Source organism: Kibdelosporangium banguiense (assembly GCF_017876405.1).
Lineage (GTDB): Bacteria > Actinomycetota > Actinomycetes > Mycobacteriales > Pseudonocardiaceae > Kibdelosporangium > Kibdelosporangium banguiense.
Genome location: NZ_JAGINW010000001.1, coordinates 6,921,706 through 6,940,284 on the forward strand (window position 1 = coordinate 6,921,706; position 18,579 = coordinate 6,940,284).

Sequence of the window (18,579 nt, forward strand, 5' to 3'; positions counted from 1 at the left end):
CCCCTGCTTGGATTTCGGCAGTGATTTCGATCAGGTCATCGTCATCGGGATCGGAGCTTGCGACAATAAGAGCGGGCGAACACTGGTGTCCTGGCCATCCTGGCGCCGATCGGGTTGGAGGTTTCCACAATGACGGTGCGCGCTGTCCTCGACGACCTCGCGCGAGAGCCGGCCAGGCTGGACGCGCTGGTCGACCGGCTGGTCGCCAAGATCCGCGGCGCGGTACCCGAATACGCCACGATCCCAGAAGACGTGCTGTGGCAGGGAAACCGCTGGATCCTCGGGGCCGCCGTAGGGCACCTGCGGGACAACCGCCTGCCGGACGCGGCCGAACTGCGGGAGATCACCAAGGTCGGTGCGGACCGGGCCCGCCAGGGCATCAGCCTGGAGGCCGTGCTCGCGGCCTACCGGGTGTCCGGTGAGGAGTTCTGGAAGGTGCTGTCGACCGCGGCACGTGATCGTGGTGCGTCCGACGGGTCCCTGCTGAGCGCAGTCGAACTGGTCTGGCAGTGGCTCGATTTCGTGACAGTGGCGGCCGCGGCGGCGCATCGTGACGTCGAAGTCCGTGGTGCACGTGAGGATGAGCAACGGATCGGAGACGCGGTACGAGCTCTGTTGACACAGCCCGGCGCGGACACCCGCCGTCACCTGTGGCAACTCGGACTTGACCCGGCAGGCCGGTTCGCCGCGCTGCGTGGCCGGCTGGCGTTGGGGACCGCGGTGTCCACACTGCGCGAGAACATGCCTGCCAACGGACTGGTGGTGGCCGCCGCCAACCGGGAAGTGCTCGGACTGGTGGCTTCCGTCGAGGCATTGGACCCGCGGTTCGGCACGTTCGGGATCGGACCGTTGGGCCCGGCAGTCGACCTGCCCGCCTCGTATCTGACCGCAGGCCGGGTGCTCACCGCCGCTCTGCGGCTGGGCCTGGCAGGCTCACACCGGTTGGACTCGCTGCGTGTCGCCTGTGTCGTGGCCACCGACCTGGACATGACACGTATCCTGCACAGCCGGATCCTCGCTCCGCTTGAGGCGAAAGGCGCCTACGGCAAGGACATCTGGCGCTCAGTACTGTCCTATGTGGAGAACGGGCTCCGGGTGGGCGAAGCCGCGGCCGCGTTGCACGTGCACCCCAACACGGTCCGCCACCGGCTGGCGCATTTCACCGAACTCACCGGCGTGACCCTGCGTGACCCGGCTGATCTCTCCGAGATCTGGTGGCTCATGGTTTCGCGGTGAGCAAGCGCCTGCTCTGGCCCGCCCAGTACGTCAGGCCAAGGCGTTCATGGATGTCCAAGGCAGCTTGTGCGTGGTCACGGGCTTGCGCGTGCTTCCCGAGCCGTTGGGCCAGCTCAGCGAGGACCAAGTGTGCGGAGCCCCAGCAAGCGGTGCCCATTCCGGCCACGACGAACTGGCCGGCGTAGGGCAGGAGCCTGTCGTAGAGCTGTTGGGGGTCAGGAGTTCCCAGCCGGGCGGCGACCAGTCCCCAGACCGGGATCAGGAAGTCGGCGACCCAGTCCTCCGGGATGTCGGTTCCCCATAGCGCGATGAGCTCCCGGGCCAGTGCCTCACGACCCGCCTCGGCAGCCGCGAGTACCGCGACCGGCCGCAAGGGCACGAGGTCAGGTGCCTTGGCGGCGGCCACGAGTTCGTCCAGCATTCCGGCCATACGGCCTTGGGCGCGCAGACACGTGAACGTGATGACCCACCGCCGGAACCGGCTACCCCACAACGTCGACCCGAACTGAGGTTCGCTGTACCCGGCGAGCAGGGCTTGTGCCTCGTCCCAGCGGCCTTCCAGGGTGCTGCGGGCCGGCTGAGCGACCCGGACTATCGATTCGATCTCGGGACGGCGGGCGGTGTCGAGCAACTGCTCGCAACGGGCGAGCTCCCGGTCCCAGCCTGCGAGGTCGCTGTCGCGCAGCATGCAGGACATGAGGAACACGCGTGCCAGCACCTCGGCACTCACCGGCAGGCCCGGCAAGCTGGCGAGTTCTTCCGCCGCCGCGCGCCTGGCCGTGTTGCGGCCGGGCCGGAAAGCCGCGAGCAAATAGTTGCTCAAAGTCCTGGCCAGCAACGGGACTTTCCCAGTCGTGCGTGCGAGCTCGACCGCCTCGGCCGCGTACTGCTCGCCTTCTGCCCAGCGTGGGCCGTAGCAGAGTTCCACGGCGAGAGTTCCGAGGAGCGTCGCCCGATCGGCATCGGTCAGCGGCCCCCGCAATAGTCCTTCGAGGACAGTCACCATCTCGGAATCGACCACACCGTAGGGCCGCCAGTTCCACAGGGAAGGGCCACCCATGGCGGTGACGGCGGGAATGAGTGCCTCTTTGTCGTCGGTCCGCCGGGCGAGCTGAACCGCCTCAGCCCAGGCGTGCAGTGCTTTCTCCGGCTGCCCGACGGACCGGAACGCCTGCCCCAGCTCGGTCAGTACCCGTGCGCGCTCGGCGTCCCGGCCTGCCGCGAGAGTGTTCAGCGCCAGTTCCCAGAACTCGACAGCCTCGGTGTGCGCCAGCTGACCGGTTGCATGCCGGGCGGCACGGGAGGCGTACTTGACCGCCTTGTCGGCGCCGCCGAGCCGGGCGGCCTGAACGAAATGATGAGCGAGCCGTGCGGACTCGGCTTCCGGTAGAACAGGTTCCAGCGCTTCGCCGGCACGCAAGTGCAGCCGGGACCGCTCCAACCGGCTCAACCCCGCGTAGAGGGCGTCCCGGACAAGAGCGTGCGAAAACCGGTAGTCAGCACCGGCAGACGGCTCGACAATGAGTCCGCTCGCGACAGCGGGCTCCATTCCGGTCATCACCTCCTCCGTCGAGGCGTCGGTGACGGCTTCAAGCAGGTCGATGTCGACCTCACGCCCGGCGACAGCGGCGGCGCGCAGCAGAGTCCTTGTCTCCTCGGGAAGCCTTGCCACACGCCGATCGAGCACTGTGCGGGCGCCCTGCGGCACCACTCCTGGCAGTTCACGCTCACCGGCTCGCAGGCGTAGCACTTCGCCGATGTAGAACGGGTTCCCGCCGGTTCTTTCCCACAGCGCCTCGGCCAGTTCCGGCTCCTCGCCCTTGGCACGCAGGTAGAGCGCGATCTCGTCAGCGGTGAACGGCGTCAGCTCGATCCGGTCGGTGCATTGTTGCCGGGAAAGGGCTGCGAGTGTGTCGCGCAGTTCCTGTGGGTGATCACCTGGCTCGGGGCGGCATGTGGCGAGCACGAGCAGCCGGTGCCGGGCAGCCTCTTGCGCGACGAAGGCCAGCAGTCGCAACGACGAGGCGTCCGCCCAGTGCAAGTCGTCGAGCACGAGGACAAGCGGCGTCTCGGTCAGAGCGGCCATGACCTGGTCGTACAGTTCGTAGAGGGCTTCAGTGGTCGCTGAGTGCCTGGTCAGCAAGTCCGACCGCAGGACTTGTGCCCACGGCCAGAAAGCGGGAGCCGTACCGTCCACACATCGTCCTACGGCGACACTGAATCCGCGTGCGAGAGCCAGATCCGTGGCCGCTTGGACGAGACGGGACTTGCCGATGCCCGCCTCACCGGTGATCAGCACGGCGCCACCGTCACCGCGCCCTGCCCCGGCCAGCCGATGTTCGATCAATGCCAGTTCGGCCGCCCTCGCGATGAGGCCGTCGGCGACCTGCACGGGGACCGGTGGTTCGGCGGGCCGCTGAGGAAGCTGGAGCTGCGGGGACTGGTCGAATACCGCCTGTTCGAGGTCTCTCAAATCGGGTCCTGGTTGCAGGCCGAGATCATCCGCCAGCAGTGTGCGGACGCGGCGCAGCGCGGTGAGAGCTTCCGCCTGCCTGCTGGCGCGGTACAACGCGAGCACGAGCAATGACCAGGCACGTTCCCGGTATGGCCATTCGGCCACGAGGGACTCCAGGCCTGGCACGAGGGACGCGTCCTCGCCGAGTGCCAGCCGTGCCTCGAACCGGTTTTCCAGCGCCGCGGCGCGTTGCTCGACGAGTCTGGTGAGGACCGGTTGAGCGAACTCCTCGTCGGCGAACTCGCCGAGCGGATCGCCGCGCCACAGCGTCATCGCCCGGTCCAACAAGCCGACGGCCTCGCGGTGCTCGCCACGGGCCAGCGCCTGACGGCCCTCGTCGGCCCACGCACTGAACTGACAGAGATCCACATCGTCGGGCGCGATCGCCAGCTGGTAGCCGGGCTCGCGGGTGAGCAGGACTTCAGGAGGCGTACGCGGCCGACGGCCTGGCTCCAGGATCTTGCGCAGGTGCGCGATGTACGCCTGGAGCGTCCTGGTCGCGCCCGCAGGGGCCTCGTCGGCCCACAGTTCGTTGATCAGCCTGTCCAGCGAGACGATCTGTCCGGGCTGTGACGCCAGCATCGCCACGAGCGCACGCTGCTTGCGGGTCCCGAGGTCGAGCACCTGGCCCGAGCCGTCGACGACCTCGAGCGAACCGAACAACCGGACCTGCAACTGCTCCCCCAGCGGCCGTATTCCCCGAGATTCCCCGAGGTCACAGTGTAGGCGGTGGCCCGCTCAGCTCGACCCCAGCTCGATCCCAGCCGACCGTCGGCAGGGTGAAGCCATGAACATCGGGAACGAACTTCGCAAGGTTGTCCGGGGCACAGTGCTCACAGCGGGCGATGACGGTTTCGACAACGCGCGCCGGCCGTGGAACCTCGCGGTGGACCAGCAGGTGCGGGCCGTGGTGGACGCGGCCGATGCCGACGACGTCGCTGCTCTGGTCCGGCATGCGCGGCTTGCGGGGCTGACGATCGCGACGCAGCCGAGCGGCCACGGAGCCACCGGCAATGTCGACGACGTGGTTCTGCTGCGGACCACGCGCCTGGACGAACTCGACGTGCGGCCGCAGGAACGGCTTGCCTGTGTTGGCGCCGGCGTGAAATGGGGACAGGTCATGACAGCCGCGAGCGCCTATGGCCTGACTGGGCTCGCCGGAAGCAGCCCGGCGGTCACGGTCACCGGCTACACCCTCGGCGGCGGCCTGAGCTGGTTCGGCCGCAAGCACGGGTTCGCCTCCGACAGCGTCCGGGCTTTCGACATTGTGGACACCGACGGCGTCCGGTCCCGGGTGACCGCGGCATCGGATCCCGATCTGTTCTGGGCCCTGCGAGGCGGTGGCGGCGATTTCGCGATCGTCACTGCCATCGAGTTCGACCTGCACCCGGCTCCGAAGCTCTATGGCGGGCGTGTCATGTGGACGGCTGACAAGGCTCGTGCGGCGCTGGCGGCGTATCGCGAGATCACCGACTCGGCGCCGCCTGAGCTGACCGCCTGGTACGAGCTGCTCCACTTTCCTGGCGCCGCGCCGCTTGTGGCCGTCGACTGCACTTTCCTCGGTGACGGCGGTGAAGCGGAGACGTTGCTTCGCGCTCTGGACAAGGTGGACGGCCGGATCTCCGACTCGCGGGGCATGTTGCCCGTGGCGGAACTGGGTTCCATCACGGCCGAGCCCACTGATCCGGGGCCAGGGCAGTCCCGTGCCGAACTCCTGACCGGCCTGCCGGACGACGTGTGCGAAACCTTGCTGGCCGAACCGATCGCGCCGCTGCTCAGTGTCCAGCTCCGGCACCTCGGCGGTGCTCTCGCCCAGCCGTCGGACAGTGCGGCGGGCGGACTGTCCGAGCCGTTCGCCCTCTACATGTTCGGTATCCCAGGCAACACCGATGGTGGTGCTGCCGTCCGCGGACGGCAGCACGACATCGCGACGGCTGTCAGCCCGTACACCAGTGGCCGCAAGCCGTTCACGTTCCTTGTCCCAGGCGAACGTGCCGCGAACGCTTTCAGCGGTGCGGCCATAGCACGGCTGCGTGAACTCAAGCGTGACCGCGACCCCGCGGGTGTTCTCCGCAGCAACTTTCCCGTCCTCAGTTGAGGACAGCACGTCTGCCGTCGCTTCGCCCGGCCGGATGGCTGGTCGCAGGACGCGGCGGCAGACGTGGTTTATTGCTCGCCGTCGAAGTCCGACTGCTTGAGCAGGGACAGCGCCTGCTTGGCAGCGACGTTGAAGAGGCCCATGGTCGTGTCCCTCGCACCCAGAACGACCAGCAGGGTTGTGGCGTCGATGGGGAAGACGCACACGTGCCCGTCGGCGCCTTCGAACATGGTGGCGCGAGGGTGCCCCACCTTGGCCTGGCCGGTGAACTGGATAGCCAGGCCCATGGCCGCGGAGGCCATCGCTGAGACACTTTCCGCGTCCAGGTCGCGGGTGTAGCTCGACAGCAGCAGACCGTCGCGGGTTGCCACCAGCAGTCCGTTGACGTGGTTGACGCGGCCGTGGATGTACTGCAGCTTCTCACGCGTGACTGTCACGCCCGTGATCGGTTTCGGCGTCATGGGTGCAGGTGGCGGGATCCGTTTCGTGGCTGTGTGCCTGCGCGTCGGGAGTCTCAGGTTGCCTTGAAACGGCGTTTCCGTCTCACTCATACGAGCAGGTCGGCTTCGATGCGCTTGAGGTAGTGCCGGGCCAGTGCCAGGTTCGCGCGTTCCCGGTCGAGCACCAGGTAGAGGAAGAGCGTGGACTTCTTCTGCTTGGTCCCGCTCAGCAGCCTGATCAGGTGGTACTGCTGGTGCAGCGTGATCAGGATGTCCTCGATGTCGTCGTCGAGCCCCAGTGCCGACATGACACGCAGTTTCGACCGGACCACCTCGGTGTTGCCCGCCGCGGCGACCTCCAGGTCCAGCCAGTCGCCACCGCCGATCCGGCCGAGTGACATTCCGCTGTCGTAGTCGACTAACGCGACGCCGAGTGCGCCGGCAATGGACATCGCTTCTTTTAGTGCCGTATCGATATTCATTACGCCTGTTTTTTCCTTCTTGCTTTTCGATAGTGGCAGTCGCGGATGGGTCGATCAGGTCCGTACTTCAAGCACGGAGGTCACCGACCCTATGTGGCTGTGACGTGCGTGTACACGTCCTGTCGGAGTAACATGGGTAGGCCGTTCGGCGTAATGTACGGGTGTGCTATTAACGGGCTAATTGTAATGTGTGAAATGTACGGGGCTCATTTCGGACATGGCGGCCCGGCGGGGTTGTCCATTGGCAGCCGGAAAGGGTCTGCCGAACACCTCGCCATCGCCGATTGCCGGAATGATGGGTTGAGCCTATGCACGGGCCGGACATTGGTCGAGACATCGGATGACACCGCTGACACCGCTGCGGTCAAGGCGGCACTGTCGTAACGGCGAACCGGCGTGCTGCGACAGCGTCGCTATGAAGTTGTTCTCCGGCAGGAAGGTCAGGCGTGGTGTCGAGGCCGCGTCGGCCACATTCGACGCTGGTGACTATGCGCGTGCGGTGGAGTTGGCGCGTGACGCGGCGGTTCTTGCGCAGGAGAATCGGCGGTACATGGATGAGGCCTATGCCGCGATAGTTCAGAGCAGGGCTTATACCGCTCTGGGTGATCTCGATGAGGCCGGGCGGGTTCTGCGGACGGCTGCCCGGCCGGCTGCTGAGCGTGATCGTTCCGAGGCGAACGCCATCATCTGGTGGCAGTTGGAGCAGCAGCAGGCGATGCTGCACGACCTGCAGATGCGGACCGATGACGCGATCGCCGCCTACGGCCGGGCCATCGCCGCGGTCGACCAGGCGTCCCGGATTCCCGGGATCCAGTTGTTCGGTGCGATGGGCAAGCTGGCCCACTACCGACGGCAGTCGATGCTCGGGATCGCCGACATCATGGGCCGTAGCGGCCACATCGCCGAGGCCACCAAGCAGTGCGACGAGCTCGTCAACTCCGCCTGGCGGGACAAGGACGGACAGGTCCTGCTGTGCGGCCTGCAGTTGCGGTCGTGGCTGATGCGTATGGTCAACGACAAAGACGAGGCTGCACGCAGCCTTGAGGTCGCGCTGGAATCGGTTGACGCGGTCGACTTCGGCGACACGCACCGCAGCGCTGTGATCACGTCTCTGGTCCGGCTGGGCATCGAGTCGGCCCAGTTGCAGGTTCTCGCGGGCAACGACAACGATATCGACGAAGGCTTCGGCCAGGCACGTGAAGCCGTGACGCAGGCGGAAATGCCCGATCTGCTCGTCGAGGTCGTGAGTGCCCACACGGCTGTCGCGTTGTTCCTCGGCCGCAACGAGCAGGCGCTGGAGTTGGCGACTGAGCTGAGATCCGTGCACGCCAGGACCTCAGCGATGACGTTCAGCGGCATGCACACCTACGCGCAGGCTCTCGCCGCCAACGGCAAGCTGCCCGAAGCGATGGCCTGCCTGACGGATCTCCTGCCACAGTTGGAAGAACTCAACCAGCCCATCACCGCGTTCCACACAACGCTGCTTGCGGCCTCTGTGAGCCACAAGCTCGACGACGCGGCCGGTGCGCTGCAACACATCCGACGCGCGATACGTGGTTACGGCGCCATCAGCGCCGGGGTGGGCACCAGTACAACTCGTACTCAGTTTCTGACCGGTGACGTTGACCAGAAAGCCACATGCCTTGCGGTCGTGACCAATGCGGCCCGTTGCAACGTGCCGGACGCAGGGCTCGTCGCGTTGGAGGTCATGGAGACCTGGCGCGAGGACACGCTCGCCGGGATGTTGCGCGCCAACCATGTTTCCCTGCCTGATGATCTGCAGGACCTGGTCAGCCAGATCGATGCCCTGCGGGACGCGCTCGCGGAGCCGCCGCCTGTGGTGTCCATGCCGGACGCGTTTCCTGGGCGTGCGCGGCGAGAGGAGCAAGCCGACGCCCGTCTGACCGAACTGCGCGCCAAGCTGGCGCGGGCAGTCGGTGAGGGTTTCGCCCGCAGCTACGTGCCCACGCCTGTCGACGGGGAACGGATCGTTCGGGCGTGCGGCGACCGCGGCCTGCTGTCCATCACCACCACTGAGGACTCGACGATGTTGTCGGGCGTTGTCGTGTGGATGATCCCGGGTGAATCCCCTGCCGTGCGGGGCTTCCAGCTCTCGGCTGAGGCGTCAGGCATGGTGCGGGACCTCGCGACGGGCCAGGTGACAGCGGATCTCGCCCGCCGGACGGCGTTCGCGCAGGCGTGGGAGGCGGTGCGGGACGAACTGTCGGACGTGCTGTTGCCCGCCCGGCTGCGGGAGTGGCTTGCCGGCGACGCCTCGGAACTGATCGCGTGCACCGATGGGGTACTGCGGAATCTGCCCGTCGCGGCGTTGCCGGTGGGCGAGGACACGGTCGTCGCGGATCACGTCGTGGTCAACCGGCTTCCGTTGCTCCGCCTGGTGGATGAGAAGCCTGTGCATGGACTACGAAAACCGGCCCGTGTGCTGGGATGTTTCGAGGAAAAGCTGGCCGGGAGCGTCCGTGAGCGGGAAACACTGCGTGAGTTGCACGCGAGCGGCGAGGTTCAGCTGACCGAGGTGGACGATCCGGCCGAGCTGCTGGCAATGCTGCAACGGCAGGAGTTCGACCTGCTCGTGCTGTCCACGCACGGGTCCGGAGCCGGGTTGGACTACCGGTTCCACCTGCCGCGCAACGACTTGAGCGTGGTGTCGCTCATGCGTAGCCGTATTCCGCCGAATGTCGTAGCGGCAGCGTGTTACTCCGGCATCGACGCGGGGACTGACGCGACGGGCGCTCTAGCGTTGTTCCTGTCGTCCGGGGCACACACCGTGGCTACAGGATCTTGGGCGTTGCCCGACGAACGGACAGGACTGCTGTTGTCACGGGTCTACCGCGAGTCGGACGGTCAAACAGCACTGTCGCTGCTCATCAACCGGGCGCAGCGGGCCGGTCATCACATGCTGAGTGACGTCAGCCCGCTGGCCTGGGCCGGGTTGATCACCACTTCACTGGGCAGCTGACCGGATTCGCCGCCAGGTCGGGACGGCGAGCAGGCTCGCGCCGAGCACGACCGCGATGAGCGTCGCCCACAGTGGAGCCGGATAGTGTGCCAGCCAGCCGATGGTGTTGAGCAGCCAGCCAAGCGAGCCGCCGAACGCCAGCGCGGCCAGCAGGTCAGGCCACCGGTAGGACTCCGATCGCGGGATCACTCCGCTCCACCGTGCGACCAGGAACGGCAGGCCGAACGCCGCGCAGGCAAGCGTTGTGGTCAATGGGCCTTTGAGTACCGGGTCCATCGGCACTGTGTACTGAAACGCCTGGATCGCCGCCAACGCCATCAGCAGAGCGCCCAGTATGGACGTCTGCACCAAGGTGAGGCGTTCTCGTCGGCGGGTCAGCAGCCTGGTGACCGCGTTCGCGGACGCTGTTTGGGCGGCGTTGGCTCGGCGTGCCAGCGCGTCAAGGTATTCGGCTTCGCGGTCGAGTTGGTCTGCGAACCACGTGAGTTCGGCGTCGTCGCGGGCGAACATCCCGTCCTCGGTAGGACGGTTCCGCCGGGTGTTCGCGAGGAGAGCTCGTACGGTCGCTGTCATTTCCTGGGTTCGCGTCAGCCGCCACAACAACCCGGATTCCGCGATTTGGAGCTGTTGCACCTGATTGTCGGCGGCGAGCAATTGTGCCGTGTCTGTACTGAGGTGAGTCACCAGTGCCGAGGTGACTTTGTCCGTCTCGGCGACGAGTTCGCTGACCGGCTTGAGGGCTTCGTGAACCCGGCGTTGGTGACGGGCACGGGCGATGTTGAGGCAGTACCGGGCCAGCTTCCCCAGCCCCTGGTGCCCTTCGGTCGCCCACACCCACTCGTCTATCTGTGTCTCTGTGGTCGTGGGGGCGGCCACGATGAATGTGTGCCGGTTCTCGTTGTCGGACGGCAAGTCCCACAGTAACGAGCCACTTGGTCCTTTGCTGGCAGCCGGGAGTACCGCGGTCGCGCCCAGACGGCGTGCGAGGCCGGCGCCCGCAGGACCCAAGGCCTGCGGATCAGGGCTGTGTCCCAGCAATATCGTGTATTCGCCGAGGACGCTCCGGCCGGTTTCCGGCGCCGCCGCCGTCCACTCGTCCACGACGGTGTCCCAGCTTTCGTCCGATGACATCGCGGCGATCAGGCCGGCGGTGCCGTGTTCGGTGAACACGAACATCGACCGCACCGGCCCCGCGGTGGCGCGGCGAGCCGAGGCCACGATCCGGAATGGACCCGAACCGCTGGGCACGTCCGGCAGGTTCTCGGGTGCCGTGATCCCCAACATCGGCTCAGTCGCCGGACCCACTGCCCGGCAGGCCGTCCACAACCGGTCCAGATAGGCCCAGCCTTGCCGGGCTTCGTCGTCGAGGGCCACAAAGGAGTAGATCACCAGCGCCGGACTACTGATCTGTGGCCGGGACACCCTGAGTCCGTTCCCGCGCTGCCATCTCGACCTCATGCACCAGATGAGCGACGTCGTCGGGCGGCTCGGCCGATGCCAGACCACCAGGCTCGGTCCGGACCCGCACCTCGAGCATGTCGTCGAGCGCGTAGAGGGCGCGGAGCACATCCCGGTTCGAGGCGCCCGAGACGAGTTTCCCGTGTAGCCGGGCCAGTGCGGCTGCCACCACGGCCCATTCCTGTGTGGCCAGCCGGCTGCGGCGCAGTCGTGCCGGCAGGGTCACGAGATGTTCCGCGTCATCACCGGTCAGCGGGGGTTCGGTCACCACGACGACACAGCGTAGTGCCGGTGTCGTACGCTGCCGGAAAATTCTCTCGGAAAAGTTTCGCCCTCGGTGTCGATCCGGGGCGTTGCCCGTTCGACCTGTGGGCGAGCGGGTCCGAGAGGGACCCGGAGATGTCCAGGAGACAAGACGATGAAGTACATGCTGATCATGCGCGCGACCGACGAGGGCTTCGCGAGCATGGGGGAGATCGACTTCAACGAGATGATCGAGACGATCGGCAAGTACAACCAGGAGATGATCGACGCCGGCGTGCTGATCGCCGCCGAAGGACTCGACGCCGCCACCGAGGGCGTTGTCGTCGACTACTCGGCTGAGCCGCCGGTGGTCACCGACGGGCCGTACGGTGAGACGAAGGAGCTGTTCGGCGGGTTCTACATTCTGAATGTGGCGTCCATGCAGGAGGCGGTCGAGTGGGCCAAGCGTTCGCCGATGACCGGGCCTGGCTTCAAGACCGAGATCCGCCGGGTCACCACGATCGACGAGTTCCCTCAGGACAACGAGTGGATCAAGAAGGAGCGGGAGTGGCGGGAGGCGACCGGTCAGCTCTGACCGGACGTGAGGCTGTCGCCGCCGTCTGGCGGATCGAATCCGCGCGAGTCGTCGGTGCGCTCGCGCGGTACACCAACGACTTCGCACTGGCCGAGGACCTCGCGCAGGAGGCACTCGCCGAGGCGCTCGTGACATGGCCGCGCGACGGCGTGCCCCGTAACCCCTCAGGCTGGTTGCTCACCGTCGGCAAACGCCGCGCGATCGACGCGTTCCGTCGGCGCGCCGCCCGCGACGAGAAGTACGCCGCCCTCGCCCACGACCTGGGTGAAGGCGGCGTCCTGCTGGGCACCCCACCGGCCGAGGACGTGGAGTGGGACCCGGACCAGATCGACGACGACGTTCTGGCGTTGATGTTCATCTCCTGCCATCCGGTGCTCTCACCGGAGGCCCGGGTCGCCCTGACTCTGCGAGTCGTCGGCGGTCTGACAAGCGACGAGATCGCCAAGGCATTCCTGGTGCCGACCGCGACCGTCCAGGCCAGGATCACCCGCGCGAAGAAGAGCCTCGGAGCAGCCGACATACCCTTCGAGGTGCCGCCTCCCGGGCAAAGGGCCCAACGCCTGGGCTCAGTGCTCAGCGTGGTCTACGTGATCTTCACCGAAGGTTCCTCAGCCAGCTCCGGCGACAACCTGATCCGCCTCGACCTGGCCGGAGAGGCGCAGCGCCTCGCCCGGGTACTGGCCCGCCTGATGCCCGACGAACCCGAGGTCCACGGCCTGCTGGCACTGCTGGAGCTGACAGCGGCACGCTTCCCGGCCCGCACAGGCCCAGACGGCGAACCGATCCTCCTGGAAGACCAGGACCGCCGCCGCTGGGACCGCTCAGCAATCGTCCGCGGCCGCGCAGCCCTCACCCGCGCAACAAAAATAGGCCGAGGCCTAGCCTATTACGGCCTCCAGGCAGCGATAGCCGAATGCCACGCCCTCGCCCCCTCAGTAAACGAAACAAACTGGGACCGCGTGGTAACCCTCTACGAAGCCCTCGGCAAACTGGCCCCCTCCCCGATAATAGACCTGAACCGGGCGGTAGCGGTCTCCATGGCCCAAGGCCCAGCCGAAGCCCTGAAAATAGTAGACCACCTGGAAAAATCCGAATCCCTGAAAAACTCCCACCTGCTACCCAGCGTCCGCGGCGAACTCCTGACCCGCCTCAACCGAAAACCCGAAGCCCAGACCGAACTAAAAAAAGCAATAACCCTCTGCGCCAACGACCGAGAACGAACAGTCCTGGAACAAAAACTAGCAGCCCTGAACCACTCCCAACCCAAGGCGCCAGAGACGTGAAGCACCCAAGCCTGCGTTAGCGCTGTTGGTTACGTTCCAGCGCGTTAGCGTCGTGGGAACGGAAGAGAAGAGAATTTTTTCAGTCCTTCAGGTTTTGTTCCAGCGGGGGCATGGGGCTTCCTTGTCGGGTTGACGGAGTGAGCGCTCACTCCGCAGACTGGTGGGGTGAGTACTGAGAGCAGGCGGAGGGCTCCGGGGATGAGTCCGGAGAAGCGGCGGGAGATGATCGTGCATGCGGTGCTTCCGTTGGTGGTTGAGCATGGGGCGGCTGTGACGACGAGTCAGATCGCGCGGGCTGCCGGTATTGGGGAGGCGACGGTCTTCCGGGCGTTCGCTGACAAGGATGAGCTGCTGGAGGCCTGTGTCGCCGAGGCTGTGCGGCCTGATCATGCGATGGATGCGATCGCGGCGATTCCGTTGGATCTTCCGTTGGCTGAGCGGCTGGGGGAGGCGGCGGAGGCGCTTTCGGCACACCTGGAGAGGATGGGGGCGTTGTTCGGGGCGTTGCATGCTTCTGGGTTCAAGCGATCCAGGGGAGAGGGCGGCCGCAGGCAGCGGAGCCGGTCGATGGATCCGGTGCGGGAGGCCATTGCCGATCTTTTTGAGCCGGAGCGGGATTCTCTGCGGGTGCCGCCTGAGCAGCTGGCGGGGATGTTCTCCGGGCTGCTGTTGATGCGGGGCCGGATGGGCGATGACAAGCCCAGGACCGAGGATGTCATCGATGTTCTGCTGCATGGGGCCGTCAAATGATGCCTGGCGGCGGTTTCGAGCAGATGATGTTGCGCAGGCGGCGCAATCGCCGGGCGCCCAGTTCGGTGGCCGACAGTGGGCTGACGGGTCCAGTGGAGATTCCGGATCCGGCGCCGGAGGACCGGCCGAAGGATCTGCGGTCCCGGTGGAACCGGTTCATGGAATCGCTCAGTGGCACGGTTCGGGCGCTTCCCCGAGTTTTCCAGTTGACGTGGGCGGCCAGCAGGCCGTTGACCGTCCTGATCATTGCGGCGACTGTCGTGAGTGGACTTCTGCCGACCGCGACCGCTTATGTGGCGAAGATTCTGATGGACGCTGTTGTCGAGGCCATTCAGATTCACGCTAGCGCGCGTCCCGACCTTACTGTGTTACACGTTCCGGTGATCGGTGATTTCACGGTCGGGTCCATGACGAAGATCGTTGGTATTGCCGGGATTCAGCTGGTGGTGTTTGTTCTCACCGCGATCACCACGATGCTGACCACCCTGAGCCAGCAGCTGTTACAAGAGCGCATGGTGTTGACCATCCGGCACAAGGTGATGTCGCACGCGAGCGAGCTTCATCTGGGGTTCTTCGAGGATTCCGCGTCCTACGACCTGCTGCGGCAGGCCGATCGGGAAGCGCCGATGCGGCCGATGTCGATGATGAGCTCCGCGCTCGGCCTGGTCCGGATGGCGATCACGTTCACCAGCATGATCGCGCTCCTGATCACGGTCAGCCCGTTGCTGGCCGTGGTCGCGCTGCTCGCGCCGGTGCCCGCGTTCATCTCGCAGTCGAAGTACGGCGCCCGGTCGTTCATGCTCAACTACATCGTCTCGCCCATCCGGCGCCGGATGGACTACCTGTCCACGTTGGTCACGACGGACACGTACGCCAAGGAGGTCAAGCTTTTCGGCCTCGGCCCGTACATGGTCGACCGGTTCGGGAAGCTCGGCCAGGTCTACTACGACCGGCAGCGCAAACTCATCCGCAAACGCAACATCGCCGGTACGGCATGGGGAATGCTGAGCACGATCGCGGGCTCGGCGATCTACCTGTACATCGCTCTCAAAGCAGTGCAGGGCGAATTGACGCTGGGTGATCTCGCGCTCTACACGGCCGCCGCGGCCTCGGTGCAGTCCTCGGTCGGTGGCCTCTTCGGCGGGTTCGCCGGAATGTACGAGAACAACCTGTATCTGGACACGCTCTACCGTTTCCTGGAAACCAAGCCGGAGATCGCGAAACCGGAGAAACCCCAGCCGCTTCCGTCGCCGATGCGGGGCCACATCGAGTTCGACCATGTCTCCTTCGCCTATCCCGGTGCGGACGAACCCGCGCTGCATGATGTGAGCTTCGAGATCCGGCCGGGGGAAACGGTCGCGGTCGTCGGCAGGAACGGCGCTGGAAAGTCCACGTTGTTCAAACTGCTGTGCCGCCTTTACGACCCCAGTGCGGGAAGGATTCTGCTTGACGGCGTGGACATCCGCACACTGGACCCGGACGAGCTGCAGACCCGGATCAGCGCGATGTTCCAGGATCACGTCAGCTACCAGGCCACCGCGTCGGAGAACATCGGGCTGGGCGACCTCGGCAGCCTGACCGACCGGCCGAAGATCGAGGGCGCCGCGGCCAAGGCTGGTATCGACGAGCGGGTCGCAAGGCTGCCAAGGGGATACGACAGCCCGCTGGGCCGGTGGTTCGACGAGGGCGTCAGCCTGTCCGGCGGCGAGTGGCAGAAGATCGCGCTGGCCAGGGCTTTCATGCGGGACGTGCCGATCCTCATCCTCGACGAGCCGACCTCGGCCCTCGACGCCCAGGCCGAACACGACCTGTTCGTCCGGCTGCGGCAGCTCGCGGAAGGCAAGACCACGCTGTACATCTCGCACCGGTTCTCCACGGTCCGGCAGGCCGACCGGATTTTGTTGCTGGAACACGGGAAACTGGTGGAAGCCGGTACGCACGACGAACTGATGACGCTGGACGCGGGCTACGCGGAGCTCTTCACCCTCCAGGCCGCGGCCTACCTGGACGCCTGAGCAGGCAACAGCGGCCCGCCGTCCCAGCTCTGGAACACCAGCATGGTCCGGACCGACGTCACCTCGGCCCGGGTGGTGAACCCGTCCAGCACGAGCGACTGCAGGTCGGCGACGTCCGAGGCGACGACGTGCACGAGGTAGTCCTCAGGTCCGGCGACGTGGTACAGCGCCCGGACCTGGGGACGCGCCAGCACGCTCGCGACGAACCGGTCGACGAGCTCACGGTTGTGCCGGCCGATCCGGATCGCGAGGAAGGCCGACAGCGGGTGGCCTAGCGCGACCGGGTCGAGCTGGACGGTGTACCCGACGATCACGCCTGCCTGCCGCAGCCGGGCAACGCGGTCGAGGCAGGTCGACGGGGCCACGCCCGCCGCGGCGGCCAGCGCCCGGTTGGTGATCCGGGAATCGTTCTGCAGAAGCCGCAGAATCTCAAGATCAACCGGATCAACGTCCACAGAATCGGCCATTTGTCGAACGTATCACGGAAATTTCGCGAACTGCCCGGTATTCACCCACTCTCACGGCATGACAGCATTCAGCACACGTGCCGTGCACGCGGGCCGGGAAGACCTCACTGACCTGGGCATCCACGCGGTTCCGCTCGATCTGTCCACCACCTACCCGGCGCGGGACAGCCGGCTGGAGGCCACCCGCCTCGACGCGTTCGCCACCGGTGAGCAGCCGGAAGGCATGCCGGTCTACGGCCGGATCGGCAATCCGACGGTCCAGCGGTTCGAGACCGCGCTGGCCGCGCTCGAGGGATGTGAGGCCGCGGTCGCCTTCGCGACCGGCATGGCCGCGATGTCCGCCTGTCTGCTGGCCGCGGTGACGGACGGCAAGCCGCACGTCGTCGGTGTCCGGCCGATGTACGGCACCAGCGATCACATGCTGGACGCCGGGCTGCTGGGCACCTCGGTGACCTGGGCGTCCACAGTGGACGACGTCGCCGTGGCGATCACCGCGGACACCGGCCTGGTGATGGTGGAGACCTTCACCAACCCGATGCTGACCGAGATCGACCTGAAAGAGCTGGCAGTGGCCTGCGGCGATGTCCCGCTGCTGGTCGACAACACGTTCGCGACCCCTGTGCTCAGACGCCCGGCCGAACAGGGCGCGCAGCTGGTACTGCACAGTGCCACGAAGTTCCTCGGCGGTCACGGCGACGTCATGGGCGGTGTCGTCGCATGTGACGAGCAGATGGCCCGAAAGCTGCGGCAGGTCCGGATAGCGACCGGAGGCATCATGCATCCCCTCGCGGGCTATCTGTTGCTACGCGGCCTGTCCACGCTCCCAGTCCGGATCAAGGCCGCCTCGGCGACCGCCGCTGAACTCGCCAGGCGGCTCGCGGAGCACCCGCGCGTCAACAAGGTGCACTACCCGGGCGACGGCGCGCTTGTGTCGTTCGAGACAAGCAACGCGACGGACGTAATCAACGCCGTACGGCTCATCACGCCTGCGGTCAGCCTAGGCACCGTCGACACGCTCATTCAGCACCCTGCGTCGCTCACACACCGCGTCATGGCTGACAACGACCGTCATGAGGCAGGCATCAATGACGACGTGTTGCGGGTGTCGGTGGGCCTGGAGGATGTCGACGACCTGTGGGCGGACCTGGATCAGTCCTTGCGGCCGACCCCGCCGAGCAACAGGTAGTCGCCGTCGGCTGGTGGCGTGACCCGAGGGCCGTCAGGCCACCAGTCGAACAGGTACGTCAGCCCGGGCTCGACCATCTCCAGACCAGGGAAGAAGGAGGTGATCTCGTCGCGCGTGCGGAACTTGCAAGTACCCATCATCGCCATGAACGTGGCCTGGAGTTCCTCGGCCTTCTGCTGGAGCGGGCCCTCGGTCGGCATGTGCAGGTGCGAGATGGCCACGTAGGAACCTGGTGCCAGCGCGTCGATGTACTGCGTCATCGTGCCCGCCGGGTCGAACTCGTCGGCGACGTGGTGCAGCGTGTTGCTCTGGATCAGGCCGATCGGGCGACTGAAGTCCAGGTATTTGCCAACCGTCGGATCCTGCAGCAGCTCTTCGGGTTTACGCAGGTCACCGACGGCGAAGTGGGTGCGGTCGTTCTCCTCGAGCAGAGCGCGGCCGTGCGCGGCGACCATCGGGTCGTTGTCCACGTACACGACCTGGGCCTCGGGGTTGATGCGCTGCACGGCCTGGTGGGTGTTCTCGGCGGTCGGCAGACCGGACCCGAGGTCGAGGAACTGGTCGACATGCGCGCCGGCGGCCAGGAACCGGGCCACCCGGATCAGCCACGCCCGGCACTCCCGGCCGGTGCGCACCGAATCCGGTGCGATCTGCATAACCTGCTGGTAGACCTGCCGGTCGACCTCGTAATGGTCTTTGCCGCCAAGGAATGCGTCGTACACGCGAGCGATGCTCGGCACGGTCGGGTCGATCTCCGGCAGGTTCAGGGCCATGTCCGTAGCGTAACGGTTCAGACCAATCTGTAATCAGGCGGCCGGAATGAAGATCAAC

Annotated in this window: 15 protein-coding genes; 8 read left to right on the forward strand and 7 right to left on the reverse strand. The window is 66.3% G+C overall.

Translation table 11 applies throughout. The features are described from left to right. Positions 1-129 precede the first annotated feature (129 nt). On the forward strand, positions 130-1,236 hold the full coding sequence (locus JOF56_RS32105; RefSeq protein ID WP_209643199.1) for a PucR family transcriptional regulator: 1,107 nt from the start codon (positions 130-132) through the stop codon (positions 1,234-1,236). On the opposite strand, the gene JOF56_RS32110 is transcribed toward JOF56_RS32105, so the two are convergent. Beyond that, the gene (locus tag JOF56_RS32110) at positions 1,220-4,426 is read right to left on the reverse strand and encodes an ATP-binding protein (protein ID WP_209643200.1); all 3,207 of its coding nucleotides are present in this window, start codon (positions 4,424-4,426) and stop codon (positions 1,220-1,222) included. The genes JOF56_RS32105 and JOF56_RS32110 overlap by 17 nt on opposite strands. 112 nt (positions 4,427-4,538) lie before the next feature. Between JOF56_RS32110 and JOF56_RS32115 the strand changes: the two genes are divergently transcribed. Next, positions 4,539-5,849, forward strand: a complete 1,311-nt coding sequence (locus JOF56_RS32115; protein ID WP_209643201.1) for an FAD-binding oxidoreductase — start codon at positions 4,539-4,541, stop codon at positions 5,847-5,849. Between the two features lie 68 nt (positions 5,850-5,917). Here JOF56_RS32115 and JOF56_RS32120 read toward each other — a convergent pair whose 3' ends face one another. Together JOF56_RS32120 and JOF56_RS32125 are read right to left on the reverse strand one after the other, a co-directional pair. After that, the gene (locus JOF56_RS32120; protein WP_209643202.1) at positions 5,918-6,310 is read right to left on the reverse strand and encodes a roadblock/LC7 domain-containing protein; all 393 of its coding nucleotides are present in this window, start codon (positions 6,308-6,310) and stop codon (positions 5,918-5,920) included. 86 nt (positions 6,311-6,396) lie between these two features. After that, positions 6,397-6,771, reverse strand: a complete 375-nt coding sequence (locus JOF56_RS32125; RefSeq protein WP_209643203.1) for a hypothetical protein — start codon at positions 6,769-6,771, stop codon at positions 6,397-6,399. 415 nt (positions 6,772-7,186) lie between these two features. On the opposite strand from JOF56_RS32125, the gene JOF56_RS32130 reads away from it, so the two are divergent. Beyond that, on the forward strand, positions 7,187-9,751 hold the full coding sequence (locus JOF56_RS32130; protein ID WP_209643204.1) for a tetratricopeptide repeat protein: 2,565 nt from the start codon (positions 7,187-7,189) through the stop codon (positions 9,749-9,751). On the opposite strand, the gene JOF56_RS32135 is transcribed toward JOF56_RS32130, so the two are convergent. Then, positions 9,737-11,173 (reverse strand): CATRA conflict system CASPASE/TPR repeat-associated protein, encoded by a 1,437-nt coding sequence (locus JOF56_RS32135; protein ID WP_209643205.1) that lies wholly within the window; start codon positions 11,171-11,173, stop codon positions 9,737-9,739. The two genes, JOF56_RS32130 and JOF56_RS32135, sit on opposite strands and share 15 nt — an antisense overlap. Further along, positions 11,151-11,480 (reverse strand): hypothetical protein, encoded by a 330-nt coding sequence (locus JOF56_RS32140; RefSeq protein ID WP_209643206.1) that lies wholly within the window; start codon positions 11,478-11,480, stop codon positions 11,151-11,153. The genes JOF56_RS32135 and JOF56_RS32140 overlap by 23 nt, the downstream gene beginning before the upstream one ends. A gap of 147 nt (positions 11,481-11,627) precedes the next feature. On the opposite strand from JOF56_RS32140, the gene JOF56_RS32145 reads away from it, so the two are divergent. The 4 genes from JOF56_RS32145 to JOF56_RS32160 all read left to right on the forward strand — a co-directional run bounded on the left by JOF56_RS32145 (position 11,628) and on the right by JOF56_RS32160 (position 16,095). Further along, positions 11,628-12,047, forward strand: a complete 420-nt coding sequence (locus JOF56_RS32145) for a YciI family protein (protein WP_209643207.1) — start codon at positions 11,628-11,630, stop codon at positions 12,045-12,047. After that, entirely contained in the window at positions 12,020-13,330 is a 1,311-nt protein-coding gene (locus tag JOF56_RS32150) for an RNA polymerase sigma factor (RefSeq protein WP_307855353.1), read from the forward strand. Before JOF56_RS32145 ends, JOF56_RS32150 begins: the two co-directional genes overlap by 28 nt. A 198-nt stretch (positions 13,331-13,528) precedes the next feature. Next, positions 13,529-14,080, forward strand: a complete 552-nt coding sequence (locus JOF56_RS32155; protein WP_209643208.1) for a TetR/AcrR family transcriptional regulator — start codon at positions 13,529-13,531, stop codon at positions 14,078-14,080. 23 nt (positions 14,081-14,103) lie between these two features. Beyond that, a complete protein-coding gene (locus JOF56_RS32160) occupies positions 14,104-16,095 on the forward strand; it encodes an ABC transporter ATP-binding protein (protein WP_245380323.1) in 1,992 nt (663 codons plus the stop codon). Here JOF56_RS32160 and JOF56_RS32165 read toward each other — a convergent pair. Further along, positions 16,080-16,562: an Lrp/AsnC family transcriptional regulator gene (locus tag JOF56_RS32165; RefSeq protein WP_209643209.1), complete on the reverse strand. Its 483-nt coding sequence runs from the start codon at positions 16,560-16,562 to the stop codon at positions 16,080-16,082. The genes JOF56_RS32160 and JOF56_RS32165 overlap by 16 nt on opposite strands. A gap of 58 nt (positions 16,563-16,620) precedes the next feature. Here JOF56_RS32165 and JOF56_RS32170 point away from each other — a divergent pair, with 58 nt between their 5' ends. Next, entirely contained in the window at positions 16,621-17,748 is a 1,128-nt protein-coding gene (locus tag JOF56_RS32170; protein ID WP_209643210.1) for a trans-sulfuration enzyme family protein, read from the forward strand. Here JOF56_RS32170 and JOF56_RS32175 read toward each other — a convergent pair. Next, positions 17,712-18,521: an SAM-dependent methyltransferase gene (locus tag JOF56_RS32175; protein WP_209643211.1), complete on the reverse strand. Its 810-nt coding sequence runs from the start codon at positions 18,519-18,521 to the stop codon at positions 17,712-17,714. The two genes, JOF56_RS32170 and JOF56_RS32175, sit on opposite strands and share 37 nt — an antisense overlap. Between the last annotated feature and the right edge of the window lie 58 nt (positions 18,522-18,579).